We start from the raw sequence: 24292 nt of genomic DNA on the forward strand, positions 1-24292 counted from the left end.
GAGGCCGGACTCCTCGTCCGGGCCGGGCGCTTCGCCGCTCGGTGGACGGCCCGGTCCCGGCGGGCGAGGAACCCTGCCGTCCGGACGGAGGGTTCCGTCGCGGCCTGGGGTGGCGGGTGTGTCGCGGATGATGCTCGTTCCTCGGAGTCGTGGGGAGCGGGAAGCGCGCGGCGGCGGCCGTCAGAAGAGCACGACGGCGCGGACGGTCTTGCCGTCCGGGCGGGACAGCACGGTGAGTTCGGCGGACAGCCTGCGCACCAGCGGCCAGCCGAAGCCGCCCTGCCCGGTCAGGTCGAGCCGCCGGGGCCGCGGCGGCTCGGGATCGTCGTCGGAGACCGAGATGCCGACTCCATCGCCCATGTCCCGCAGGTCCAGGCGGCACAGCCGGCCGCGCGCGTGCCGCACCACGTTCGTCACCAGTTCCGAGACCACGATCAGGACGGCCTCGGCCACCTCCCGCGGCACCGTGCGCGGCAGCCCGCCGAGGAACGTTCTGACCATGCGCCGGGCGTTCACTGCGGCCTGCGGATCCCTCTCCAGCCTCGCCCCGAGCCCCGGGCCGAGGTCGCAGGGCGGTTCGACGGTGGTCATGCCTTCGCCTCCCTTGCCGTACGTCCCGCCCCTACGCCGCGCTGCGGCGCCCTCCGTGTCGATCCGGTGTGCCGGGCGGGCTGTTCCCCCTTCTTCCCGGAGCGTCCCGGCGCATGTCACGGGTTTCCCCACCTTCACACCGTGGTCACACGGGAACCGGGCGGGGTGGGCACGGCACCCGTGCTGACGGCGGGGGACTGACGCCGTGGATCGGGGGCACAAGGCACGCGTCCCGGACGCCCCAGGGTGGTTCGGCGACATCGCTCCCGCGGTGGTCGTACGGGGCCGGGCGACCCCGGGACCACCGCGGTCGAGCGGCCGGGGTGGTGGCCCTCGACCGGCAGGGGCGGGCGGGACCACCACCCCGGCGCAGCGCCTCCCCCGCCCGGGGCGAGCAGGCGGAACCCGACACGGACGACAGGAGACGACGGATGTCCCGAACCACCACGGCACGGGTCGAGGCGGACAGGACGGTGGACCCGGAGGAGGCCCGGCGCCGCAAGCAGCGGTTCCGCAGACGCCTGGAGCGGCTCATCGGCATCGCGGCCACCGAGGGGAACGAACTGGTTCCCCTGCGCAACGGCGACCGGATCTTCGCCGCGATGCTCGCCGCGGTGCGCTCGGCCGAGCACACCGTCGACATGATGACGTTCGTCTACTGGCGCGGGGAGATAGCCCGTGAGTTCGCGGCCGCCCTGTCCGAGCGGGCCCGCGCGGGTGTCCGCGTACGCCTGCTGCTGGACGGCTTCGGCGCGAAGCGGATCGAGGAGGACCTGCTGCGGTCCATGACCACCGCCGGCGTACAGGTCGCCTGGTTCCGCAAACCGCTGTGGCTCTCGCCCCTGAAGCAGAACCACCGCTGTCACCGCAAGGCGCTCGTCGTCGACGAGCACACCGCGTTCACCGGTGGCGTGGGCATCGCCGAGGAGTGGTGCGGAGACGCCCGCGGCCCCTCCGAGTGGCGGGACACCCATGTGCAGGTGCGCGGCCCCGCCGTGGACGGCATCGCGGCGGCGTTCGCGCAGAACTGGGCCGAGTGCCACGACGAGCTCTTCGACGACCGGGACCGCTTCACCGGGCACGGCCGGCCGGGTTCCGCGACCGTGCAGGTGGTGCGGGGCTCCGCCAGTTTCGGCTGGCAGGACATGCAGACCCTGATCCGGGTGATGCTCACCTCGGCCGAGGAACGCTTCCGGCTCGCGACCGCCTACTTCGCCCCGGACACCTACTTCGTGGACCTGCTGTGCGCGACGGCGCGACGCGGTGTCCGGGTGGAGATCCTGCTGCCCGGTCCGCACACCGACCAGCGGGCCTGTCAGCTGGCCGGCCAGAACCACTACGGCGCGCTGCTGGCCGCCGGTGTCGAGATACGCCAGTACCGGCCGACCATGCTCCACACCAAGATCATGACGGTGGACGGGGTGGCTTCGCTCATCGGGTCCACCAACTTCAACCGCCGCTCCATGGAGCACGACGAGGAGGTCATGCTGGCCGTCCTCGACGAGTCGTTCACCGCGGCCCTCGACCGGGACTTCGACGAGGACCGGGAGAACGCCGTGGACATCGATCCGGGCCGCTGGCGGCGCAGGTCACCGCTCCAGCGCGCCAAGGAACTGGCCGTCGCCCCCGTACGCCGCTTCCTCTAGGACGGCGGACGGGGCGGGACGGGTCCGGGGACGCGGTCAGCGGGGCCGCTCGCCGGTCTCGCAGACCTTGCGGGCGATGTCCCGGAGTTTGATGTTGTGGTCCTGGGAGGCCTTCTTCAGCACGGCGAAGGCCTCGTCCTCGCCGAGACCGTGGCGCTCCATGAGGATGCCCATCGCCTCGCCGATCTCGTGGCGGGTCTCCAGGGCGTGCCCGAGCTGCTGGTGCTTACGGGCCGAGGACAGGGCCACCGCGGCGTGCGAGGCCAGCACCCAGCCCGCGCTCCGGGCCGACTCGTCGAACATGCTCGGCCGGCGCGAGTACACGTTCAGGGCGCCGAGTTCGTCGTCGTCGGTGAACAGCAGGAAGCCCATCATGCTGCCCATGCCCAGCTTCCTCAGCTCGGGCGCCAGGCGGGCCCACTTCGGGTGCGGCCTGCGCAGGTCCTCGATGGCGTAGAGCTGTTCCCGCTCGGTCACCGCGTCGAAGCACGGGCCCTCCCGCAGGTCCTGCTGGATCCGGTCCGCCATGCGCACGACGTCGCTGGTCGCGGCCAGCGCGCTGACCTCACCGCGGCGGACCGTGAGGATGCCGGCCTCGTCGCAGCCGTTGATCAGCACCGTGGCGTGCTCCACGATCCGGTCCAGGGTGGCCTGTACCGAGTCCTGGGCCAGCAGGTCCCGTGCCATGTCCGCCAGAGCGACCGCGAACTTCTCCCAGACCTCGCCCGACTCCTGCGCCATGGGACATCCGTTCATCCGTCGGAACGAAACCAGCCTTCACCTGGGGTTCCATTTTGCCACCCGCGACCGCCGCGCCGAGGGCGGCCGGGTGACACGGGTCCGCCGGGCCGCCGGAAATCCGGCCGAACGACGCGACCACCCCGTGCGGGCACCCCATATCCACGGGATCTTTGCATGCGCCGCCCGTTTCATCCGGCGGATCAAGGGTGACCCGGGAAGAGACCGATTCCGGAGAACACGCCCGACCCGATCAGGAGGTTCACATGGAGAACTGGCGCGAAGGCGCGTCCTGCCGCACCGTCGACCCCGATCTGTTCTTCCCCATCGGGAGCACCGGCCCGGCGGTGCTCCAGATCGAGGAGGCGAAGGCCGTCTGCGCGGGCTGTCCGGTCCGTGAGCAGTGCCTGCGCTGGGCCCTGGACACGGGCCAGACCGTCGGCGTCTGGGGCGGCACGAGCGAGGCGGAACGACGTGCGCTGACGCGTCGCCGCTCGCGCCAGCGGTCCCGGAACACACCCGCCTAGAGCGGGAGGCGGGCAGCACCGGGCCTCGCCCAGGGGCCGGGTTCGGCGCAGCTGACCGGGTCGGGACACCGCGGGAGAAATCCCCGCCCCCAGACCCGAACGAAGGGCACGATGCAGAGCGATCCGAGCCGGAACAGGAAATCGTCCTACGAGGCGCTGGGGGCGCTCACCAGCGCGTTCGGCGGCGAGCTGCGCAGCGTCACGGACGCGCGGCTGGCCGCGGACGGCTATCTGCGCGCCCTGGCGCGGGCGACACCGCCCTCGGCGCCCGAGCACTGGGACGACATCCTGCTGGTGGTCACCGAACTCGCGGCGAACACGGTCCAGTACGCCCCCGGCCCCTTCGAGCTCCAGATGCGCCCCACCACCGGCGGTGTGCACGTGACGCTCCACGACAGCAGCACCACCGCGCCCGCGCCGCGCCGCTTCCGCCCCGCACAGGGCGGGGGCGGCATCGGCTGGCATCTGATCCACGCGCTGTCCGACCAGGTCAGCGTGATCGTGCGGCCCGACGGCAAGGACGTGCACGCGTTCCTGCCCTGGTGACGGCGCACGCCGGCACCGAGCCGTCGTACGGACGTGGAGGTGTCGTTCGCGCCTGCCCGGGCACACGGGTGCGGTGAAGGAAGCTGTTGTGACGCCGTCGCACGACCGAGGGGGAGCGTTGAGTCCGGAGGAGCGGGAACCGACCGAGCGCGAGCACGCCGTGTGGGACCGGGTGCGGCGCGCCGCCACCGGGATGAACCACCACCGGGCGAAGGCCGCCCTCGGCGAGGCACGGAAGGCGGCCGAGCGGGAGGCGGAGGGCGAGGAGGCGGCCGGGGAGGGTCCGGCCGACGGCACGAAGGCGCGCGACGCGCGGACGGAGGCGGACGAGTGGCAGCGGATCACCGACGCCCTGGCCGACCACGCCGGCTCGTACGACCCCGGGACCGACCCCTTCGTCCAGGGCCAGCTGGCCGCCCGCTCCCACCGCGTACGCACATCGGTGCGACACGACTGAGCGTCAACCCCTCCGCATTGTCAGTGCTTTACGGAACAATGCTGATCAGCAAGAGCGGCACCGTACCGGTGGCGTGTGATTCCGTCCGTCCGTCGAAAGGCCGCCCGCACATGACGCCGACCTCGCACCTCCGTGCCGTGCCGCGAGCGCCGATCGGAGGCCGGTGACCATGCTGCGGCCGCTGTCGGGCACGCGCGCCCCGCTCGGCACCGAGGGTGCCGAGGTCCTGCGTCTGATCACCCAGCGCCGGTTCCCCGTCCGTCTCACCGTGCACGCGAACGGCCGTCGGCGGTACGGCTACTGGCTTCCGCTGGACCCGGCGACCGGGCGCGGCGGCTGTTACGTCGCGCTGCCCACCGGCGAGTGCGACGCGCTGCACGCGGCGGGCCTGATCGTGCTCGGCGATCCGCTCGTCGATCCCGCGAAGACCACGTACACGGTGCGGGCGGCGGCCCGTACGACCGTCACCGGGCGGACCGAGGCGGCCGACCGGGGCGGCGCGGCGCGCGGCGAGGCCACCGGCAGGACCGGGGCGAGCCGTCTGGTCGAGGTGAGGGAGGCCTTCCCGTTCCGGCATGCCCTGACGGCCTGATCCCACCCGCGACCGGCGGATGCGCGGCCGGGCGGGGCAGGAGGACGGACACCCCGTACCGGCTCAGACCCTCGGGCCGGGCAGGAGCGGCACCTCCGCGGTGATGCGCTTGCCCCCGGCCCGCAGCCGGGAGACGACGACGTCGCTGGCCAGGGTGCAGACGATCATCCATCCCCGGCCGCCCACCCGCATCCGGCCGACCTCGTCGAACTGGTCGACGGCCACGGGCAGCCGGTCGCTGCGGTCGCTCACGGACAGCCGCACCGCCCGCTCGGTGCGGGTCACGTCGAACCCGGTGACCCCGCCCCCGTGGAGCATCGCGTTGGTCACCAGCTCGGAGGCCACGAGCAGGACGTCACCGGCCGCGTCCTCGGCGTCACGGGTGAGCCCGCCGGACCGGCCCGCCAAGGCGCGCCTGACGGCCTGCCGCACGTCCGCGGGACTCCCGGGGCCCGTCGGGACCGCGTGATCCGCGTCCGCCACCGTGTCGACGGCGGACCTGTGTCCCTGCCTGCACATTCCCCACGCTCCGTTCCTGGCCGATGTCTCTACGGCTGACCGTGATGCGTCCCCCCAAACCTGGACGTTCGCGCACCCACCGGACGTCACCACCACCGTCCCGGCCGTCGACGGCACACGAACAACGCGCGAACGTCTCCGTCCGACGCGTCCCGCCCGTATCAACGGCACTTACCGTCAAGTAATATCCGCGGCAGTCCCCGGAGGAGGAACCGTGCCACGGCCCGAACGTTCGCCCTTGCTGCTCGCAGGCCTGCTGGCCACCGCGGGCGCCGCGCACTTCGCCGCACCGCGGCAGTTCGACGCCATCGTCCCGCGCGTTCTCCCGGGGGCACCCCGGACGTGGACGTACGCGAGCGGTGTCGTCGAGCTCGCCCTGGCGGCGGGGGTGGCGCTCCCCCGCACACGCCGGGTCGCGGCCCTGACCACCGCCGCGTTCTTCGTCGGGGTCTTCCCCGCCAACGTCCAGATGGCGGTGGACTGGCGCCGCCGTCCGGCGCCGCTCAGGGCGGCGGCTCTCGCGCGGCTCCCGCTCCAGGTGCCGCTCGTACTGTGGGCGCGCGGAGTCGCCCGGTCCGGAAAGGGACAGTCATGACATCTCAGGTGAACGTGGGCGACCAGGTCGAGGACTTCACGCTGCCGGACGAGACCGGGACGGCGCGGAGCCTGTCGGAGCTGCTGTCCGAGGGGCCGGTGGTGCTCTTCTTCTACCCCGCGGCCCTCACCGCCGGCTGCACCGCCGAGGCCTGCCACTTCCGGGATCTGGCCGCCGAGTTCACGGCCGCCGGCGCGCGCCCGGTCGGGATCAGCGGTGACGCGGTCGACCGGCAGCAGGAGTTCGCCGACCGGCACACGCTCGGCTTCCCGCTGCTGTCCGACGCCGACGGCACCGTCCGGGAGCGGTTCGGGGTGAAGCGGGGCTTCAGCCTGGCCCCCACGAAGCGGGTCACCTTCGTCATCGCGGAGGACCGCACCGTACTCGAAGTGGTCCGCAGCGAGCTGCGCATGAGCGCCCACGCCGACCGCGCCCTCGCCGCGCTGCGCGAGCACAAGGGCTGAGACGCCCGGGGGTGTTCGCGGACGCCCCGCACGACGAAGTGAACGGGCCCCGCCCCTATGCGGATGGAGGGCGGGCCCCGTTCACTGCGCCCATTCTCGGCGCGGTCCCCGCCCTCCGACAGGGAGTGCGACCGGGTGGCGTGGGGACACCGGACACACCCCGTGCGCGCCGCGCGCCTCCCGTGTGCGCCCCCTCCCGTACGCGCCCCTCCCCCGCCCGGCGGGGCCCCGCCGGCGCCCGCGAGGCGGGCTGTCGGGCACCCGGCCGAACGGTCATGCTGGAGCCGACACGACGGACCCACGGACCACGGAGGCCCCATGACGGACCAGGTCGCATCCCTCGAAGTGAAGCCGGCGGCGGGACACATCGGCGCCGAGGTCACGGGAGTCGACCTGGCGGAGCCGCTGACGGACGAGGCCGTGGGCACGATCCGGGCGGCGCTGCTGCGCTGGAAGGTCCTGTTCTTCCGCGGCCAGCGACTCGACCACGCCTCGCACCTCGCCTTCGCCCGCCGGTTCGGGACCCCGGTCCGCCTCCGGTCGCGGGGCGGCGCGTCGCCCGGGGACTTCCCCGAGGTGGAGACGACGGCCGACCGGCTCGAACTGGGCGGCCGCTACGGCATGGACCACGAGGAGTGGCTGCGCAGGCGCCGCCACTCGCTGCTGCGGGGCTGGCACTGCGACCACGGCGCCCGGGTCGATCCCCCGGCCGCGACGATCCTGCGCGCCGAGACCGTCCCCCCGTACGGCGGGGACACGACCTGGTCGAACCTGGCCGCCGCCTACGCGGGTCTCTCGGCGCCCGTGCGGGCCTTCGCCGACACCCTGCGGGCCGAGCACCGGCTCGGGGTCGGATACCAGAGCAGGCCGGGCGAGGACGCGTACGTCCGTCATCTGCTGGACCGTCAGATCGCCACCGAGCACCCGCTGGTGCGGGTGCACCCGGAGCCGGGCGAGCGGATCCTGTTCGTCAACGGCTACTACGTCGAGCAGATCCTCCAGGTGTCCCGTCCGGAGAGCCGGGCGCTGCTCGACCTGCTGCTGGAGCAGGCGACCCGGCCCGAGTACACGGTCCGCTTCCGGTGGGAGCCGGGCAGTGTGGCCTTCTGGGACAACCGGGCCACCATCCATCTGGCACCGAGCGACACCGCCCACCTCGACCACCCCCGGATCATGCACCGGGTGATGCTGACCGGCGACGTGCCGGTCGGGGTGGACGGTGAGCCGTCGACACCGGTCACGGGCAGCGAGCCCGGCCGCTGGTGAACCCGGCCGCCGGGGGGCCGGACCGCCATGGGCCCGGTCTCCGCGCTGCCGGGCCGCACGTGCCCGGGGCGCGGGCCGCCGTCAAAAGACGCCCTGCCCGGGGACCAGGATCCCCCGCGGGTCGTAGGTGTGCCGGGCGGCGGCGAGCCGCCGGTAGGCGGGGCCGAAGTGCTCGCGCCAGTCCGCCGCGTCGAAGGGCACCGAGCCCACCGGGTAGTGGGTGCCGCCCGCCGCGTGGACGGTGTCGTAGGCGGCCCGGTTGGCCGCCAGGAGCCGGTCGACGGTCGCGGTGTCCTCGGGCGGGGTCGTGCGCAGGACGGCCAGCAGATAGGACACCCGGTCGTCGGGGACGCGCAGCAGCGGGGCGTGCAGCTTCGCGCGCAGCACCGGGTACAGCAGCACGACACCGGGCCCGAGGTCGGCCGGGGTGAGGTCCGCCAGCAGCGATTCGGCCAGCGCCGCCGCGGAGCGGCCCGGCAGCAGCAGGTTCAGCCAGGGGTGCGCGAAGGCCCACAGGCCCGCTTCCTGGAGGGCGGCGACCGAGGCCGCGAGCCGGTCGAGGAAGTCGTAGTAGCCGAGGTCGCTCACCTGGGCGCCCGCGGGGTCGTGGCGCAGCCCGCGCAGCAGCGCCGTGTCGTCGGGGGCGGGCCCGACGGGCGGTCCGTAGGCGACGGCCTCGATGACATAGCCGCGGAAGGCCCCGTCGGCGTCGGCGCTCACCTGGCCCTCGACATAGCCGAACCGGCCCTCCTCGACGAGCAGGCGCTGGTCGTCGAGGAAGGTGCGCAGGTCGTCGTACGGGAGGAGGTAGTGGCGTACGGTCGCGGGCGCGGGGACCAGGCGCAGGGTGGCGCCGACGATGACCGCGCACTGGCCGAGTCCGGCGAGCACGGCGTGGAACAGGTCGGGGCGGCGGTCCGGGGAGCAGCGGACGAGGTCGCCCGCGCCGGTGACGACCTGGAGTTCCGTGACGTTGTCGACCTGGGCGCCCTGCCGGTGGGTCTGGCCGCCGATCCCGCCGACCGAGAGGGTGCCGCCGACGGAGAGTTCGAGATAGTCGGTGAAGGTGGGCGGGGTGAGTCCGTGGGCCAGGGCGGCCCGGGCGACCTGGCTCCAGCGGGCCCCCGCGCCGACGGTGACCGTGGTGCTGTCCGGTCCGACCGGGCCTATGGACGCGAGGGGCGCGGTCTCGATGATCAGGCCACCGTCCACCTGTGCCTGTCCCTGGGTGGCGTGGCCCTGGCCGCGCGGTGCGACGGACACCCCGTGCTTGTTGCAGAAGCGCACCATGGCGACGATGTCGCGGACCGAGCCGGGCCGCAGGACCGCGGCCGGACGCCGGTGGACGATGTGGCCGAAGTCGTCGGCGTCCGCGGTGAGGGAGGCGTCGTCGGTGTGCACGGTGCCGTCGAGCCGCGGGAGACCGGCGAGCGGGCGGCCGTTCGCGCCGGTGGTGGAGGCGGCCCAGCTGCGGGTGAAGGGATCGAATCCGACGACCGCGGCGCCGGCGGCGGCCAGGCCCTGAAGTGCGGTACGTCGCGAGGGTGTCCGGGGCATGCGCTCCTCCAGGTGCGGCCGCTTCGAGATCAACTGGGGCCGAGTGTAAGGGACTTGAGAGTCCCCGGGGCCGGTTGATCCGAACGCGCGTGCCGGGACGCCACTGCCCCCCGAAACGGCCGCGTCCGCCGCCCCGGGAGGGACGGCGGACGCGGTGAACCGCTTTCCGGGGACGGTCAGTTGGCCGTCGACGCGCCCTTCGGCTCGTCGCCGTCGACGTCGACCGGCGTACGGCTGTACCCCGAGAGCTCCAGCGGAGCGTTCGCCTTCGCGGAGCCGCCCTCGCTGTTCTGCCCGCCGAGGTTCTGGCGGACCGAGTCGAGGATGGTCAGACCCTGCGCGACCAGCCCGGCCGCGATCTCGCCGAGACCGTCGGCGCCGTTGAGGACGTTGACGTTCGCGCCCGCGAGACCGCCGGCCGCCTCCTTCACGATCAGCGGCAGCTGGTCGATCAGCATGCGGTCGAGCGCGACCCGGTCGTGCGAGGCGGCCGCCTCGGCCTGGATCTTCATGCGCTCGGCGTCGGCGATGGCGAGGACCTTGATCCGCGCGGCCTCGGCCTCGGCCGGCTTGACGACCTCGGCGACCAGCTGCTGCTGACGCAACTGAGCCGCCCGCTGGGCGAGTTCGGTCTGCGCCGCGAGGACCTCCTGCTGCGCGTGGGCCTGGGCGAGCGGGCCCGCCTGGGCGGCCTGCGCCTGGGCGCGGTCCACCTCGGCCGAGTACTCCGCCTGCACGATGGCCGTCTGCCGGGCGTACTCGGCCTGGTTGCGCGCCGCCACCTGCTGCGCCTCGACGGAGGCCTGCGTGGCCTGCGCCTGGGCGATCTGGGCCTGTCGCTGGATGGCCGCCTTGTGCGGGGCGGACATCGCGTCGATGTAGCCGGTGTCGCCGTCGTCGATCGACTGGATCTGGAGCGAGTCGACTATCAGGCCGATCTTCGCCATCTCCAGCTTCGAGGTGTCGAGCACCTCGGCGGCGAGCTTCTGCCGCTCGGTGACGATCTCCTCGACCGTCATCGAACCGATGATGGACCGCAGGTGGCCGGCGAAGATCCGGCCCGTCAAGACCGACATCTGGTCCTGGTCGGACAGGAAGCGCTGTCCCGCGTTGATGATGCTCTCGGTGTCGTTGCCGACCTTGAACGCGATCACGGCACGGACGTGCAGCGAGATGCCCTGCTTCGTGACACAGGTCTCGGTGACCTCCGCCTCGCACATGGACAGCGTCAGGAAGCGGGTCTTACGGAAGACGGGCAGCACGAACTTGCCGTGCCCCGTCACCACTCGGAACGGCGCGCCCCCCAGTCCCCGCCTGCCACCCGAGATCAACATCGCCTCATCGGGAGCGGGTACGCGATAACCGAACATGCTTCTCCTTCTCAACCGGCGCCGACGGCGTCGCCGTCGAGCGCGTCCAGCGGATCGGCCCACTCGATGACGTCGACCTCACGGCATCCCCTGGACTCGATCACCAGCACGGTCGCCCCCTTGGGCAGGGGTTCCCGGGACCAGGCGTGGAAGGTCTCGGATCCGCCTCTCACACGCACCAGGATCTCGCCGGGACCGGCGGTTCCCCGGGTGCCGATGAGCAGTTCCCCCGTGCAGCCGATCACGGCTTCGTCCTGCACCACAGCCGGCCACCCCCCATCACTCTGAATCTGCCTCTGACCTTAGACCCAGCCGTTCCGGGGCAGGTACGCCCCCCGTCCTTCGACGGCCCCTCGACAGGGGGGCGCGCCGGGTGTCTCAGGAGAAGTGTGGGCTCAACACGGGTGAAGCGATAGGTCTTGCCGCCGGCCGGGACGACAACGTTGCCGTCCGGTGACACGCGTGAGCCCGGCGGATCACTCGGGAGGGTGAGTGTGCCGCCGGGCTCGGAGCGGGCCGCGGGGGTCCGGGCGGTGACCGCCCGGACCCGCGAACCGTCGACCGTCAGTTGTTGGTGCAGGTGTTCCCGGCGGTCGGGTTCAGCAGCGCCACCACGTTGACCGTGTTGCCACACAGGTTCACGGGGATGGTGACGGGGATCTGGATGACGTTGCCGGACAGGACTCCGGGACTGTTCGCAGCTGCACCGACCACCGGTACGGGGTCGGCGGCGGCGGTCCCGGCGGTGGCCAGCAGGGCGACGCTGGCAAGTCCGGCGGCGGCCATCAGACGAATACGCATTCCAAGCTCCGTTCATTCGCAGTGGTGCGAGCTCCTCCACCATCACCTTTGCGAACACATGACGACATTCCAGAGCAGCCGAACGGGGGTTCGCCCTCCGGGGCACCCGGGGAGCGGGCCGGGTCCGGGGCGCGTCGCGCGGGGCGTACGGAATGCCCGTAGCGTGAATACAGACCCGGTGGAACAGGGAGAAACCATGACAACGAGCCAGCCCGACGCGTCCGTGCCCTCCGATGACAGGGCGACCCCCGACACACTGCTGCACACCGGGACCGAGGGCCCGGTGACGGCCGAGGACCTGGTTCTCGCCGCGGGTCGCGACGTCACACCGCAGAATCTCGCCTGGGCCGAGCGCAAGCTCAAGGACGAGGGCTCGGCGGCGGTGGACAAACTGCTGCCCTAGGGCCTGTCCGGGACGCCGCGGCAGGAAGGCCCCCGGGCCGGCTCCGATGCGGTGGAGCCGGCCCGGGGGCCTGCGCGCGAGGGGGCGGGTCAGGAGGCGGGGCACTCCTTCCATGCCAGGTGGTAGACGGTGCTGATGTCACCGTCCGTCGAGTCCATGGTCATGAAGCTGGAGCTGCCGGGCGCCGAGGTGCCCGCGTTGACGCGGAGCTCGGTGTTGATGTTGAAGTTGCGCTGGACACCACAGGGAGCCCAGACCAGTTGGGCCCAGTCCGTGGTGTCCGTGGCCTGCCAGTCGTCGCCGTACGGGCCGCGGAAGGGGTGGGTGATGGCGGCCGTGTTCGAGGATCCCTGGAAGTAGTACGAGGCCTTCTCGGTGCTGGTGGCGCCGGACTGGAGCGAGGCGAAGCCCCGGTAGTCCGCCTGGGCGATGGCGTAGGTGAAGCCCTGCGGAACATGCACGATCAGGTTGAGCTGGCAGTTCTTGCGGAACGCGGTGGGGTCGGCGTTGCCGCCGACCTGGGCGAGGTAGTCGCTGTAGGTGACCGTGAAGGCGGTGTTGTCCGGGGAGACGGCGACGGCCGCGGTGCCCTGGGGGCAGCCGGACCCGTTGACCGTGGCGACACTGATGACGATCTTGTCCGGGGGCGGGTCCTGGATACCGGAGGACGGGCTCGACAGGGGAAGCGCTGTGGCGAACAGAGCGGCGATCGCGCCGCCCATGAACAGGCCACCGGCCATGGTGCTCCAATCCGTTGCGTCGGTGTTCCGGCGGCGGCACACGGGCGCGCCGCCGTGAATGGGGGGTGCGGTTCCCCGCTCGGGCGGGGAACCGTCGCTGACCTGTGCGTGGATCACGTGCGGCTCGCTTGTACATGCCCATGACAAATGCGCAGCGCGAGCCGCTCCCGGTTGTGAATGAGCTGTGAAGGCCGGGAGCGACGAAATCGTACGTACCGGCGGTCGCGGCGGACAGGGCCATCTCCGGCCATTCGATACGCGCCGTTCACACCCGCCTCCCCGGTCACGGGCCCCGTTCACCACGGTTCACGCCGACTGCGGACCCTCGTCCACAGGCGGGCACCCGGGTGTCTCCGGGAGGTCCTCCCCCTGCCCCCGGGCGGGCCGGGAGGCGTCGGGTCCGTGCGAATCACCCGCCCCCTCAGCGCGTCCCGGACACCCCTGCGACACTGAGACACATGGATCCACGACACCTGAGACTCGGCCGCCGCCGGATATGGATGAGCGGTGCTGTCTGTTTCCTGGTCCTCGGGCCGATCGCCTGGTTCTTCGGTGGCTGGATCCCCTTCGCACTGCTGGCCGTTGCCCTCGTCCTCGCCACCGCGGTCTCGCACTGGCGGGCCCCCCACTGGCTGGCGCCGGCCATCGCCAAGGGCCAGTCGGAGAGCCGCCGGGACGTCGCCACCTTCTGCGTGGTCATAGCGGTGAGCGGCTACGCCCAGCCGACGCAGCCCGCCCCCTCGCCCTCCGCCCTCGCCGCCGTGCGCCTGGAGGCGTACCGGGCCGCGGCGGACGACGACCTCTCCGAGGACCTGCGGCTCCTCGCGGCCGACGCGCTGGCCGCCGCGGACCACGCCAACGCCGAGGACACCCCGGCGGGCTGGCGGGCGGCACGGGCCAGCGCCGAGCGGCTCGCACACGCCGCCCAGGAGGGCAATCCGTACGTACGACAGCTGCTCATCCAGTGGGTGGAGGGCAACCCGGCGAGCGACCGCTAGCGGCGCCCGGACGACCTTCGGGGCGCCTCAGGGGCGCTCGAAGAACTGGACCACGCCCCCGGCCGAGAAGCAGAGCGCTCCGGCGAGGGTGCCCCAGTTGGCGATGTCGACGTTCACGAGGCTGCCGGTCGCGGGCCGGGTGAAGGCGGCGAGGGCCGAGAGGAAGAACAGTACGGATCCCAGCTGGTTGACCGCGACGATCCACCAGCCGAGGTCCCCGGCCAGGACACGGGGGCGCCCGTGGCAGACCTCCACGATCGCGAGGTGGCCCGAGACCAGGAACAGGACGCAGCCCACCAGGTCAGGGGCCCAGATCAGCCGGTCCACCTGCTGGACCGACAGCCCCTTGATCAGCGAGTCCACCAGATTGACGCCGAACACCAGCGTTCCCACGAACAGCAGGAAGGTGCTGAGCCAGTCGATGCGGCCCGGCTCGTAGCTCCACCACCGCCAGCGCCGCCCGGCCAGCGCGTCCGACTCGCTGTCGCGGCGGGGAGCGTTCACGGCCTGGAGCAGGGACGCGTAGCCCCCGGTGTTGAAGAACAGGCCGCCCGTGAAGTAGATCCAGACGCCCGTGACGCCGTGCGAGCCGAACTGGGCGAACCCGGCCCCGAGGGCGAACAGCAGCCCGCCGACGGTGAACGCGGTCGCGGCGATGGCGTTCAGCCGGCGCAGCCGGGCGATGGACACGGTGTCCGCCCGCCGGGAGCGGGCCTCCGTCTCCCCGGGGGCTCGCACCGTGAGCAGGCCGCGTTTACGCGCCCGGCGCGACTCCCAGACCGCGATGCGCCCGTCCATGAGACGCCAGGTCAGCCGGGTCGTGAAGGGGCCCGCGCCTTCGGAGCGCGCTTCGGTTCGACTCACCCGGCGACCTTAGCCCGCCGCGCCGAAATCCGTCGTTCGCCCTTCCCGTCACCTTTCGGGTGGTTTGCCCGTACGGGGCACGCGCGCATCCTCTCGCGGGCCGGGACGGGAGCCCTCGTGCGGGCCGACAGGGGAACCGGTGGGCTCAGGACTCCGCCTCGCGCCGCAGGAAGGTGCTCACCTGGCAGGCCAGGCTGTCCCGGGCCGGGTCGGAGGACGCGGCCGCGTCGAGGGGCGTGTCGTTCGCGATGCCGCCCGCCCACAGATAGCGCTCGGTCCACTCGTCGTCGACCTTCAGCTGGATCTGGATGTCCATCCGGTTCAGGACGGCGTCGGGGCCCGCCGCGAAGAGGACCGCGGTGGCCCGGCGCAGGGGATAGACGTCGTAGCCCTCGATGAACTGCGAGTTCCGCCAGTCCAGGAAGGCGCTCTCGCCGTCGGCGCCGACACGGATATCGATCTGGCCGTCCTCCAGGTGGATGCCGAAATGCTCGGTGGCACGGTTCTCGACGGTCACCCGCAATCTGAAGTACGTGAGTTCGTCGGCCGCGTCGTCGCGCCCCTTCGGGGGCTCCGCCTTTTCCACGCCATGAACGCGAACACGCAGGCCGGCCTGCTCGTCGTACTCCTGCCAGTCCCCGACCACGTTGGGCTCGCGCACAGTCCACCTCTCCACTTCAGAGAGTTGTTCCTATCTGTGCCCTCAACGAAGTGTCAAATGCGCCGCACATACCGTGGCCAGCGAATTTTCCTTTCTTGATCGGTGATCAAGCCGTGCCCAGCCAGAATCATTCCGCGCCACCCGAACGGGGTATTTCGCGCGTGCTGCACATCACGTTCCCCGGCGGCCTCACCCGCCTCCGCCCGGAGCCGCCGCCGTTCGCCGCGCGGACCGGTCCGGCGTCGCCTTCACGGCGTCCTCCGGAGCAGCACCGAGAACCACACCTTCTTCCCCGTGGTGCCCGGGTCGGCCGGCGCGACGCCCCAGTCGTCGCTCAGCTCGGCGATGATCGCCAGTCCGCGTCCCGACTCCTCGCCTCCGTCCGCCGTGCGCGGCTCGGGCAGGGCGGACGAGCGGTCGGCGACGAAGATCCGCAGTTCGTACGGGTCGCACTCGATGCCGACCGTGACGGGGCCGCCGCGGTCGGGGCTGCCGTGTCTGAGCGCGTTGGTGAAGAGTTCGCCGGCCGCGAGCACCGCGTCCTCGACCAGCCGGGCCGGGAGCCCCAGCCGGGTGAGGTAGTCGGCGACCATGGCCCGCACACCGGGCACCCGGGAAGGGTGGGCGGCGACGGTGGCCCGCATCCCGTGCACCCCGCGCACCGGACCCTCCGGGGCACCCTCCGCCTCGCCGGTCCCACCGGGCACGGCCTGCGCCGGGGCTTCGGGGGGCACGTCCCGCGCGGGTACGGGATCGGCGGGCGCCGGGGGGCCGGGACGGGCCGCCCCAGGGCGTACGGGATCGATCGGCGCCGCAGCTTCCGGGAGGTCCGCCCGCCCGTGACCCGGCTCCACCGGCACCGAATCTTCCGGGAGCGCCGCCTGCGCGTGACCGGGATCGGCGGGTGCCGGGATGTCGGGGAGGGCCGACCTCGTGTGCACGGGGGCGGCCGGGGACGGGGCTTCCGGGAGTGCCGCCCGGGCGTGCCCGGGCTCGCCGGGTATCGGAGTTTCAGGGAGCGCCGACCTCGTATGTACCGGGTCGGCCTGGGCCGGATTTTTCGGGTGCGGCGCGGGCGTGCGTACGGGATCGGTCCGCGCCGGAGGTTCGGGGAACGCCCGCGCGTGACCCGGTTCGGCCGGTGTCGGAGTTTCCGGGAGGGCGCGTGCGTGTGCGGGGTCGGCCGGGGGCGGGGGGTCGGTCCGTTCGGGGAGGTGGGTGCGGAGCGCCTGGCCGTCCGCCGGGTGCGCGCCCTGTTCCGGGACCCGGCCCCGGCACCCGGGAGCCCGGTCGCCGTCGGCCGGTCCGGGCGACGGTTCGCGGCGCGGTGCCCTGGATGCCGGCATCGGTCCTCCTTCGGGCACGGCCCGGGTGCGGTTGTCTCGGCGGCTGCCCGAGCAGCCAACACGCCGGACTGCGGCGGCGACCAGGGGGTATTCGGGTTGTCCGGTTGCAAGCGCGTAGTGGTGCGGGATGTATGTTCGATCTTGTGAGGAACGGGAACGGGGGCGGGGCGACGGTGTCCCTTGACGATGACACCGTCCGGGCCGGGCTGCGGGACAAACGGGTGCTGGTGACCGGGGGTACGCGCGGACTCGGCGAGCAGATCGTGCGGCTGCTGTCCGCCGAGGGCGTGCGCGTGGCCACCTGTGCGCGCACCGCGCAGGATCTGGAGACGCTGGCCGCCTCGATGGGCCCCGGTCTCCTCACCCGGCGGCTCGACGTGACCGCGCCCGGGGATCTGGAGCGGTTCGTGGCGGACACGGCGGACCGCTTCGGGGGCCTGGACGGGGTGGTGGCCTGCACGGGCGGCTCCCGCGGCGGCGGCTTCGAGGAGGCGGACGCGGAGGACTGGGCCGCCACCTGGGCGGTGAACGTGGGCCACGCGACCCGGCTGGTGCGGGCGGCCGTCCCGCATCTGCGGACCGCGGGCGGCGGCTCCGTCGTGGTGATCTCCTCGATCTCCGGCTGGAAGCCGGGCCCGCCCGCGCAGTACTCGGTCGCCAAGTCCGCGCAGATCCAGCTCGCCGCCTCCCTGGCCCGCGAACTCGGGCCGCACGGGATCCGGGTGAACGCGGTCTCCCCCGGTTCCATGCTGATCCCCGGCCGGCGCTGGGACCGTATGCGCCGGGAGCAGCCGGAGGCGTTCGCCCGCTTCGTGGCGGCTGAGCTGCCGGGCGGCGCGCCGGTCGCACCGCAGGAGGTCGCCCGGGTCGTGGCGTTCCTGCTGTCGGACTGGTCCAGCGGGATCTCCGGCGCGCACCTCCCGGTCGACCGCGCCCAGAACGCCCCCTCCCCCGACGGGTACTGAGCCCGCGCCGCCACGACGGCGGCGCCGGTGCCCCGCTCCGGACCCGCCCGCTCCTCAGGCCGCCGCCCCGAGGACCCCGCGCGAACGGCGCTCGAACTCCTGCACGACGGGTTCGGTCCTGCGGGGTTCGAGGCGCCTGCGGAAGTCGCGCAGGGCCTGCACGGACCGTTCGCTGTGGACGGCGCCGAGGTTCTCCAGCGCCAGGGTCGCGGTGCCGACCGCCTCGTCCAGGCGGTCCTGCTGGAGGTGCGCGGTGGCGAGCACCGAGCGGCTGATGGCCTGGCGCCTGCGCCGGTCCGCGCCGGAGCCGAGCGACTCGCTCGCCGTGCGCTCCGCCTGCCGGGCGAGCCCCAGGTCACGGAAGCACAGGGCGGACTCGGCCTGGAGATAGTGGTGGTCCAGATAACGCACCCACGGCGACTCCTGCTCGGCCCCCTTGCTCGCGGACCACTGCCGCTCCGCCAGCCGCAACGCCTCGGCCGTGTCGTCGGAGCGGCCCCGCGCCGCGTGTCCGCGCGCCGCCATGGCGTACAGCCGCATCAGACCGAGGGGGCTGCCGGCGCCCTGCGCGGTGACGATGCCCGCGCGGGCGAGTGCCACCCCCTCGTCGGGGCGGCCGAGGCCGGTGGCGAGATGGGAGAGACCGGCGAGGATCTGACCGCCGAGCACCCGGTCGCGGCCCTCGGCGCACAGGCGCAGGCCCTGGGTCATATAGCGCTGGGCGAGGCCGTACTCCCCCGCGTCGTACGAGCTCCAGCCGGCCATCGCGGCCAGGCGCGCGGCGGCCGCGTACAGCCGGCGGCGCTGCCCGGCGGGCAGGGCGCGCTGCTGGAGCATGGGGACGACCTCGGTGGAGAGGTAGTGCACGATGCTGGTGCGCACCCCGCCGCCGCCGTAGTGGTTGTCCATCTGGTCGAAGACGGCGATCATCGCGTGCACCTGCTCGACGGGGCCGCCGTCCACCCGCGGGGGCGAGGAGAGCGCCCCCTGGTGCTCCAACAGCCACAGCAGCCACTCGCGTTGAGGGTGCGTCAGGGCCGAGGCGACGAACGGGACGGTGCCGAGGTGGCCGCGCCGGGAGATGTCGGTGGAGCCCAGTTCCGCGAGCGTGTGCAACGTCTCCGCCACGTCCTCGCCGTAGCCGAGCGCTCGGCTCGCGACCGGGCGCTGGGGATCGGAGTGGAAGCCGAGGTCCGCGGGGGACAGGGCGCGGCCGAGCCGCTCGGACAGGACGGCGGCGATCAACTCCGGCGTGGTTCCCCGGGGTTGCTGCCCCTGGAGCCAACGGGTGACCGAGGCCTTGTCGTAGTGGGAGTCGGCGCCCTGCCTGCGCCCCAGTTCGTTGACCCGCAGGGCGAGGGAGGCGTAGGAGCAGCCCGCCTCCTTGAGCGCGGCCGCCAGCACCCGGTTGCCCCCGGCGGCCCTGCCGGCGTTCCTCGCCTGTCCCTCGGTCACGCCGGCCACCCCGTATCGCCTCACATCCGCACGCGGCTGCGCTTCGATACATACCTGACACGACATCAATTACGGTACGAGAAAGCACAGTTGAGCGTGACCGCCACCGAATGTGCGACGGATCACCCGGTCACTATGGTGGCCGGTCCGCCGCCTGTGCAACCGGCGTTCCGACAATTACGCAACGTTCCGTATCACTCTGTCCCCGCCGGCGGCCGCGTGGCACACTTTCCGATCGCCCGACACCGATCCGCGCCGCCGCGGGCCCCTGACACCGACCCGCGCCCGCGGATGATCCCGAGCCGCCACCACGCCCCCACAACCGGACAACCCGCACGCACTCTCCCGCCGTGCGGGTTGTCCACCCGGCGGGCGGGACGGGGTCGGGGCCGGGGCGGTCCGCGGTGCCGGTCAGTCGGTCGTCGCCGGTTCGATGTTCTGGTTGAGCCGGAAAAGGTTGCCCGGGTCGAACTCGGCCTTCACCTGCGCCAGCCGCGTGTAGTTGCCGCCGTAGCTCGCCCGGACGGCCGCCTGGTCCTCGGCCATCACCATGTTCACGTACGCGCCGCCCGCCGAGTACGGGTGGAGGGCGTCGGAGTATTCGACACTCCACCGCTTGACGGTCTCCGCGTTGGCCGGGTCGGAGTCCACCCCCGCGTATACGGCGCCCCAGCCGGAACTCCGGTAGCCCCAGGCGGTGTCCGTCGGACCGACGTCGTGGACGGCTCCGTCGATGGGGTACAGGTGCATGGTCGACTTCCAGGTCGGCATCTCCGCACCGAACTTGGCGTGCAGGTCGACGGCCTCGCCCGGGAGCCGGTCGACGAAGTCCGCGCGCCAGTACCACTGGTCGCCGGGCGGGTAGACGCCGTCGAACGCGGACTGGAGGTCCGGGTGCGGCATCGGCGCGGGGCCGTGCAGCAGCGGCGCGGGCAGCGCGTCCAGCAGCGGGGCCATGTCCCGGGCCGCCGCGTCGGTGTCGTCCCCGACCCGGCACCACATCACACCGCAGACCTTCTTCAGATGCAGTTCCTCCGGGAACGGCGGCCCCGGCGGGACCGAGGCGAAGAGGAAGAAGCCGCCGAGTTCGCGCGGGGCGCCGGAGATGAAGTCGAGGTAGGCGGTGAGGACTTCGGCACCGCTCTCGACGGGCCAGAACGTGGGACCCGCCACGACCGTGCTCACCTCGTGCAGCCGGAACAGGAACGAGGTGACGACGCCGAAGTTGCCGCCGCCTCCGCGGATCGCCCAGTACAGGTCGGGGTTCTCGTCGGCGTTCGCCCGGACGCGCTCACCGTCGGCCAGGACCAGTTCGGCCTCCAGCAGGTTGTCGATGGCCAGCCCGAAGCCGCGGGTGAGGTGGCCGAGGCCGCCGCCGAGGGTGATGCCGCCGACCCCGGTGGTGGAGATGATGCCGCTCGGTGTGGCCAGGCCGTGCTCGTGGGTGGCGCGGTCGACCTCGCCGAGGAGACAGCCGCCGCCGACGCGTACCGTGCGGGCCGAGGGGTCGACCTCGATGTCCTTCAGCGGGGAGAGGTCGAGGACCACTCCGTCGTCGCAGGTGCTCAGGCCCGCGCCGTGGTGGCCGCCGCCGCGCACGGCGAGCGGCAGGGCGTGGTCGCGGGCGAAGCCGATGATCAGGGCGACGTCCTCCGGGGAGGTGCAGCGCGCCACCAGGGCGGGCCGCCGGTCGATCATGGCGTTGTAGACGGCGCGGGCCTCGTCGTACCCGGGATCTTCAGGGCCGATCAACTGCCCTTTGAATCCCGACAGTTCCTGGCGCGCCGCTTGTACCGGTGTGATGGACATGTGGATCCCCGTATCTGGAGACAGCCCCAGGTCCGATGCCCAGGCCGTGGACCGGCTCCCGCCGATTGGTCCGATGTGCCTGTTTCAGCCCGATCAGGAACCAGCCTAACCCCGCGCCATGCGCCTAGCTCGGCGACTTGACTCCCGGGCCCCCGCCCGGTCACGTTCAGACCCGGGAGATCACCGGTCCCGTCTCCTCACGTCCTGCGGCGAGCGCGGGCTCCGGCAGTACCGCGTACAGCGGCGTCGGACGCGCCACGCGCAGACAGGGCGCGGGCACCGGCGGGTCCAGCGGGGCCCGGTCGGCGGCACGGGCCCGCCACGAGGACCAGATGATCTTTCCGCCGGTGCCCGTGGCACAGCAGCCCCAGCCGTCGCTGAGCGCGGCGATCTGGGCCAGGCATCCCTGGGGCGCCCGGTGCGGACCGATGTCCTGGCTGCTGTCGGAGACGGCGGCGAACAGGCGCCGGCCGTTCCACCACATCTCGATCGTCGTGTTCTTGTCGGCCGCGTGCTGCTCGATGGTGCGCAGCAGCGCTTCCGCGCAGTGGCCGACGGACTCGACCAGATTCTCCAGGTTCCAGTACCTGAGGTGCGCGGCCAGGATGCGCCTGACCTGTCCGACCTTTTCCTGACTGAGCTCCACGTCCAGGTGGTAGTAGCAGGGAACTGCGGCGTTCATCGTCGTTGGCTCCTCACCGGCGAGGCTCCCGCTCCGCACATCGCCCCCTGCGGGACCTGGCCCCGACTGCGAAGCGTGAGCGCCGATCGCTCCTGAGTAACCTCAGCATGAGAGGGCTACTCCATTCGTGCAACACGAGCGCCACGCCATCTGGTTGAAGAACCAACAAGACGCTCGGTCGCTGTACAGGCACCATGAGTGAGGGTGTCGCTCCGTGACGGACCGGCTCCCCTTCGCGTACGGCCCTCATCCGCCGGCCAGGCGAGCCGTGCGCGGTCGAGAGATCGGGAAGGTGACCAGCGTGATGCTGCTGCCTGCCAAAGCCGAGGTCGCCAGACACCTGGAGCGTTACCGGGCGTGGGAACGCCTGCTCCTCGCGACTCCGGCCGACCGCGTGGTGCGGGGGAATTTCGAGAACACGGGATACACCCTGTGCGTGCTGATGGGGAAGCGCTGCGCGCGGGAGGCGGCGATCGCCGCCGAGGTCTACCTGCAGGACGTTCCGGCACGGATCTGAGACGACGGTCCCCGGTGGACCGCACCGAAAGGGCCTTTCGCGGCGACGACGACTCGGGCCCAGAACCGCGGAGGCGAGACGCATGGACGCGACGACGGACGCGCGCACGACGACCGGCCGTATACCCGTCAGGGATGTACGGCCGGTCGTCGATTGCGGCAGACGGCCCGCCAAGGCCGTGGTGGGCGAGACCTTCCAGGTCACCGCCACCCTGTTCGGCGAGGGCCACGACGTGGTCGGCGCGAACGTCGTCCTGCTGGATCCGGACGGCGGCCGCGGACCGTGGACGCCCATGCGTGAACTGGCCCCGGGAAGCGATCTCTGGGGCGCCCCGGTCACTCCGTGGGGCACGGGGCACTGGACCTACCTGGTGGAGGCCTGGAGCGACCCGGTGACCGGGTGGCGGCGCTCCGCGGAGATCAAGGTCCCGGCCGGGATCGACGTCGGGCTGGTGCTTGAGGAGGGCGCCCTGCTGCACGAGCGGGCCGCCGAGGGCGTGCCGGACACGGCCGGCCGGGCCGTGGTGCTGGCCGCCGCGCACACCCTGCGCGACGACGCGCTGCCCCCGGCCGAACGGCTGGCGGCGGCCCTGGCGCCCGGGGTGGCGGCCACCCTGGCGGAGCATCCGCTGCGTGAACGGCTCACCCGTTCCCTCCCGTTGCCGTTGCTGGTGGAGCGGGAGCGGGCGTTGTTCGGGGCGTGGTACGAGTTCTTCCCGCGGTCGGAGAACGGGCGGGGTGGTCCGTCGGCGCACGGTACGTTCCGCACGGCGGCCGAGCGGCTGCCGGCGATCGCGGAGATGGGCTTCGACGTCGTCTACCTCCCGCCGGTCCATCCGATCGGCACGACCCATCGCAAGGGTCCGGACAACACGCTGTCCGCGGGCCCCGAGGACGTCGGGGTGCCCTGGGCGATCGGTTCACCGGAGGGCGGGCACGACGCCGTCCATCCCGCGCTGGGCACGATCGAGGACTTCGACGCCTTCGTCGCCCGGGCCGCCTCGCTGGGTCTGGAGATCGCGCTGGACTTCGCGCTCCAGTGCTCCCCGGACCATCCGTGGGTGGAGAAGCACCCGGAGTGGTTCCACCACCGGCCGGACAACACGATCGCCTACGCGGAGAACCCGCCGAAGAAGTACCAGGACATCTACCCGATCGCCTTCGACCGGGACATGCCGGGACTGGTCCGCGAGACCGTGCGGGTGCTCCGTCACTGGATGGACCACGGGGTGCGGATCTTCCGCGTCGACAACCCCCACACCAAGCCCGTGGTCTTCTGGGAACAGGTGATCGCCGAGATCAACGGCACCGACCCCGACGTCATCTTCCTGGCCGAGGCCTTCACCCGGCCCGCGATGATGCGGACCCTGGCCGAGATCGGCTTCCAGCAGTCCTACACCTACTTCACCTGGCGCAACACCAAACAGGAACTCACCGAGTACCTCACCGAACTGGCCGGCGACTCCGCCGCCCGCATGCGCCCCAACCTCTTCGTCAACACCCCCGACATCCTCCACGAGTTCCTGCAAGCCGGCGGCCGCCCCGCCTTCGAACTCCGCGCCGTCCTCGCCGCCACCCTCTCCCCCACCTGGGGCATCTACAGCGGCTACGAACTCTGCGAGAACACCCCCCTGCGCCCCGGCAGCGAGGAATACCTCCACTCCGAGAAATACCGGCTGCGTCCGCGGGACTGGGAATCGGCCGAGCGCGAGGGCCGTACGATCGCCCCGCTGATCACCCGGCTGAACCGGATCAGACGGGATCACCCGGCGCTCCGGGAGATCCGGAATCTGAGATTCCACCAGGTCGACGACGATGCGGTGATCGCCTACAGCAAGCGAACGGGTGACGACACGGTGGTCGTCGTGGCGAACCTGGACCCCCACCACACCCGGCAGGCGACAGTGTCCTTGGACATGCCGCGACTCGCTCCGGGCGAGCACGCGCGCGTGCCGGTGCGCGACGAGCTCACCGGCGAGACCTACAACTGGGGCAGGTCCAACTTTGTGCGCCTGGGTCCGGGCGGTGCACATGTGCTCAGTGTCGGCCCGGCAACGCGGATCGGAGGGTCCCCCGCATGATGGTCAATGAGCCCGTCCCGGACACGTTCGAGGACACCCCGGCCAAGGACCGCGATCCCGAGTGGTTCAAACGCGCCGTCTTCTACGAGGTCCTGGTCCGCTC

At 72.4% G+C, this 24292-nt stretch carries 26 protein-coding genes and 1 pseudogene; 13 read left to right on the forward strand and 14 right to left on the reverse strand.

Translation table 11 applies throughout. From position 1 onward, the window contains the following. Positions 1-180: 180 nt before the first annotated feature. On the reverse strand, positions 181-591 hold the full coding sequence (locus tag ACFWI4_RS30080; protein WP_385404546.1) for an ATP-binding protein: 411 nt from the start codon (positions 589-591) through the stop codon (positions 181-183). Positions 592-1022: 431 nt separating this feature from the next. Here ACFWI4_RS30080 and ACFWI4_RS30085 point away from each other — a divergent pair, with 431 nt between their 5' ends. Next, positions 1023-2237: a phosphatidylserine/phosphatidylglycerophosphate/cardiolipin synthase family protein gene (locus tag ACFWI4_RS30085; RefSeq protein ID WP_387202523.1), complete on the forward strand. Its 1215-nt coding sequence runs from the start codon at positions 1023-1025 to the stop codon at positions 2235-2237. Positions 2238-2273: 36 nt separating this feature from the next. Here ACFWI4_RS30085 and ACFWI4_RS30090 read toward each other — a convergent pair whose 3' ends face one another. Next, entirely contained in the window at positions 2274-2978 is a 705-nt protein-coding gene (locus ACFWI4_RS30090; protein ID WP_387202526.1) for a GAF and ANTAR domain-containing protein, read from the reverse strand. Between the two features lie 263 nt (positions 2979-3241). Between ACFWI4_RS30090 and ACFWI4_RS30095 the strand changes: the two genes are divergently transcribed. From ACFWI4_RS30095 to ACFWI4_RS30110, 4 genes are all read left to right on the forward strand, one after another. Continuing rightward, positions 3242-3502: a WhiB family transcriptional regulator gene (locus ACFWI4_RS30095; RefSeq protein WP_387202529.1), complete on the forward strand. Its 261-nt coding sequence runs from the start codon at positions 3242-3244 to the stop codon at positions 3500-3502. Positions 3503-3613: 111 nt separating this feature from the next. Then, the gene (locus ACFWI4_RS30100) at positions 3614-4048 is read left to right on the forward strand and encodes an ATP-binding protein (RefSeq protein WP_387202532.1); all 435 of its coding nucleotides are present in this window, start codon (positions 3614-3616) and stop codon (positions 4046-4048) included. 118 nt (positions 4049-4166) lie between these two features. After that, positions 4167-4505 carry a hypothetical protein gene (locus ACFWI4_RS30105; protein ID WP_387202535.1) on the forward strand — a complete coding sequence of 113 codons (339 nt, stop codon included), beginning with the start codon at positions 4167-4169 and terminating at the stop codon, positions 4503-4505. A gap of 169 nt (positions 4506-4674) precedes the next feature. Further along, complete coding sequence (locus tag ACFWI4_RS30110) at positions 4675-5097, forward strand: hypothetical protein (RefSeq protein WP_387202590.1); 423 nt, start codon at positions 4675-4677, stop codon at positions 5095-5097. 63 nt (positions 5098-5160) lie between these two features. Here the strand turns inward: ACFWI4_RS30110 and ACFWI4_RS30115 are convergent, their stop codons facing one another. Beyond that, a complete protein-coding gene (locus ACFWI4_RS30115) occupies positions 5161-5616 on the reverse strand; it encodes an ATP-binding protein (RefSeq protein WP_387202538.1) in 456 nt (151 codons plus the stop codon). Between the two features lie 214 nt (positions 5617-5830). Here ACFWI4_RS30115 and ACFWI4_RS30120 point away from each other — a divergent pair, with 214 nt between their 5' ends. The 3 genes from ACFWI4_RS30120 to ACFWI4_RS30130 all read left to right on the forward strand — a co-directional run bounded on the left by ACFWI4_RS30120 (position 5831) and on the right by ACFWI4_RS30130 (position 7941). After that, positions 5831-6211 carry a DoxX family protein gene (locus ACFWI4_RS30120; RefSeq protein WP_387202541.1) on the forward strand — a complete coding sequence of 127 codons (381 nt, stop codon included), beginning with the start codon at positions 5831-5833 and terminating at the stop codon, positions 6209-6211. Further along, on the forward strand, positions 6208-6675 hold the full coding sequence (locus ACFWI4_RS30125; protein WP_387202544.1) for a peroxiredoxin: 468 nt from the start codon (positions 6208-6210) through the stop codon (positions 6673-6675). The genes ACFWI4_RS30120 and ACFWI4_RS30125 overlap by 4 nt, the downstream gene beginning before the upstream one ends. Before the next feature lie 318 nt (positions 6676-6993). Continuing rightward, positions 6994-7941, forward strand: coding sequence for a TauD/TfdA dioxygenase family protein (locus ACFWI4_RS30130; RefSeq protein WP_387202546.1), 948 nt, complete (start codon positions 6994-6996; stop codon positions 7939-7941). Between the two features lie 81 nt (positions 7942-8022). Here the strand turns inward: ACFWI4_RS30130 and ACFWI4_RS30135 are convergent, their stop codons facing one another. From ACFWI4_RS30135 to ACFWI4_RS30150, 4 genes are all read right to left on the reverse strand, one after another. After that, positions 8023-9498: an FAD-binding protein gene (locus tag ACFWI4_RS30135; RefSeq protein ID WP_387202549.1), complete on the reverse strand. Its 1476-nt coding sequence runs from the start codon at positions 9496-9498 to the stop codon at positions 8023-8025. A gap of 176 nt (positions 9499-9674) precedes the next feature. Then, positions 9675-10868: an SPFH domain-containing protein gene (locus ACFWI4_RS30140; protein ID WP_385404571.1), complete on the reverse strand. Its 1194-nt coding sequence runs from the start codon at positions 10866-10868 to the stop codon at positions 9675-9677. 11 nt (positions 10869-10879) lie between these two features. Next, a complete protein-coding gene (locus ACFWI4_RS30145) occupies positions 10880-11131 on the reverse strand; it encodes a hypothetical protein (RefSeq protein WP_339127506.1) in 252 nt (83 codons plus the stop codon). A 301-nt stretch (positions 11132-11432) separates the two neighbouring features. After that, positions 11433-11669, reverse strand: a complete 237-nt coding sequence (locus ACFWI4_RS30150; RefSeq protein WP_385404574.1) for a chaplin — start codon at positions 11667-11669, stop codon at positions 11433-11435. 196 nt (positions 11670-11865) lie between these two features. Between ACFWI4_RS30150 and ACFWI4_RS30155 the strand changes: the two genes are divergently transcribed. Beyond that, positions 11866-12072, forward strand: a complete 207-nt coding sequence (locus ACFWI4_RS30155; protein WP_387202553.1) for a hypothetical protein — start codon at positions 11866-11868, stop codon at positions 12070-12072. Positions 12073-12161: 89 nt separating this feature from the next. On the opposite strand, the gene ACFWI4_RS30160 is transcribed toward ACFWI4_RS30155, so the two are convergent. Next, positions 12162-12812, reverse strand: coding sequence for a DUF4360 domain-containing protein (locus ACFWI4_RS30160; protein WP_385404578.1), 651 nt, complete (start codon positions 12810-12812; stop codon positions 12162-12164). Positions 12813-13270: 458 nt separating this feature from the next. Between ACFWI4_RS30160 and ACFWI4_RS30165 the strand changes: the two genes are divergently transcribed. Further along, complete coding sequence (locus ACFWI4_RS30165) at positions 13271-13810, forward strand: hypothetical protein (protein WP_387202557.1); 540 nt, start codon at positions 13271-13273, stop codon at positions 13808-13810. Between the two features lie 27 nt (positions 13811-13837). On the opposite strand, the gene ACFWI4_RS30170 is transcribed toward ACFWI4_RS30165, so the two are convergent. From ACFWI4_RS30170 to ACFWI4_RS30180, 3 genes are all read right to left on the reverse strand, one after another. After that, complete coding sequence (locus ACFWI4_RS30170) at positions 13838-14674, reverse strand: hypothetical protein (RefSeq protein ID WP_387202560.1); 837 nt, start codon at positions 14672-14674, stop codon at positions 13838-13840. A gap of 145 nt (positions 14675-14819) precedes the next feature. Further along, the gene (locus ACFWI4_RS30175) at positions 14820-15335 is read right to left on the reverse strand and encodes a hypothetical protein (RefSeq protein WP_387202563.1); all 516 of its coding nucleotides are present in this window, start codon (positions 15333-15335) and stop codon (positions 14820-14822) included. Between the two features lie 248 nt (positions 15336-15583). After that, on the reverse strand, positions 15584-16069 hold the full coding sequence (locus ACFWI4_RS30180) for an ATP-binding protein (protein ID WP_387202566.1): 486 nt from the start codon (positions 16067-16069) through the stop codon (positions 15584-15586). Between the two features lie 785 nt (positions 16070-16854). On the opposite strand from ACFWI4_RS30180, the gene ACFWI4_RS30185 reads away from it, so the two are divergent. Continuing rightward, entirely contained in the window at positions 16855-17646 is a 792-nt protein-coding gene (locus ACFWI4_RS30185; RefSeq protein WP_387202569.1) for an SDR family NAD(P)-dependent oxidoreductase, read from the forward strand. Between the two features lie 54 nt (positions 17647-17700). On the opposite strand, the gene ACFWI4_RS30190 is transcribed toward ACFWI4_RS30185, so the two are convergent. The 3 genes from ACFWI4_RS30190 to ACFWI4_RS30200 all read right to left on the reverse strand — a co-directional run bounded on the left by ACFWI4_RS30190 (position 17701) and on the right by ACFWI4_RS30200 (position 21592). Next, the gene (locus tag ACFWI4_RS30190) at positions 17701-19110 is read right to left on the reverse strand and encodes a hypothetical protein (RefSeq protein WP_387202572.1); all 1410 of its coding nucleotides are present in this window, start codon (positions 19108-19110) and stop codon (positions 17701-17703) included. 402 nt (positions 19111-19512) lie between these two features. Then, on the reverse strand, positions 19513-20910 hold the full coding sequence (locus ACFWI4_RS30195; protein ID WP_387202575.1) for an FAD-binding oxidoreductase: 1398 nt from the start codon (positions 20908-20910) through the stop codon (positions 19513-19515). 166 nt (positions 20911-21076) lie between these two features. After that, positions 21077-21592, reverse strand: coding sequence for a pep a2 (locus ACFWI4_RS30200; protein WP_387202578.1), 516 nt, complete (start codon positions 21590-21592; stop codon positions 21077-21079). 304 nt (positions 21593-21896) lie between these two features. Between ACFWI4_RS30200 and ACFWI4_RS30205 the strand changes: the two are divergent. Both ACFWI4_RS30205 and ACFWI4_RS30210 read left to right on the forward strand, forming a co-directional pair. Continuing rightward, positions 21897-22088: pseudogene (locus ACFWI4_RS30205) on the forward strand (DUF5133 domain-containing protein); the annotation flags it as partial. A gap of 103 nt (positions 22089-22191) precedes the next feature. Then, positions 22192-24189, forward strand: a complete 1998-nt coding sequence (locus ACFWI4_RS30210; protein ID WP_387202581.1) for an alpha-1,4-glucan--maltose-1-phosphate maltosyltransferase — start codon at positions 22192-22194, stop codon at positions 24187-24189. The last annotated feature ends 103 nt before the right edge of the window (positions 24190-24292 follow it).

Origin of the sequence: Streptomyces sp. NPDC127038 (assembly GCF_042725875.1) — a bacterium.
Classification (GTDB): Bacteria; Actinomycetota; Actinomycetes; order Streptomycetales; family Streptomycetaceae; genus Streptomyces.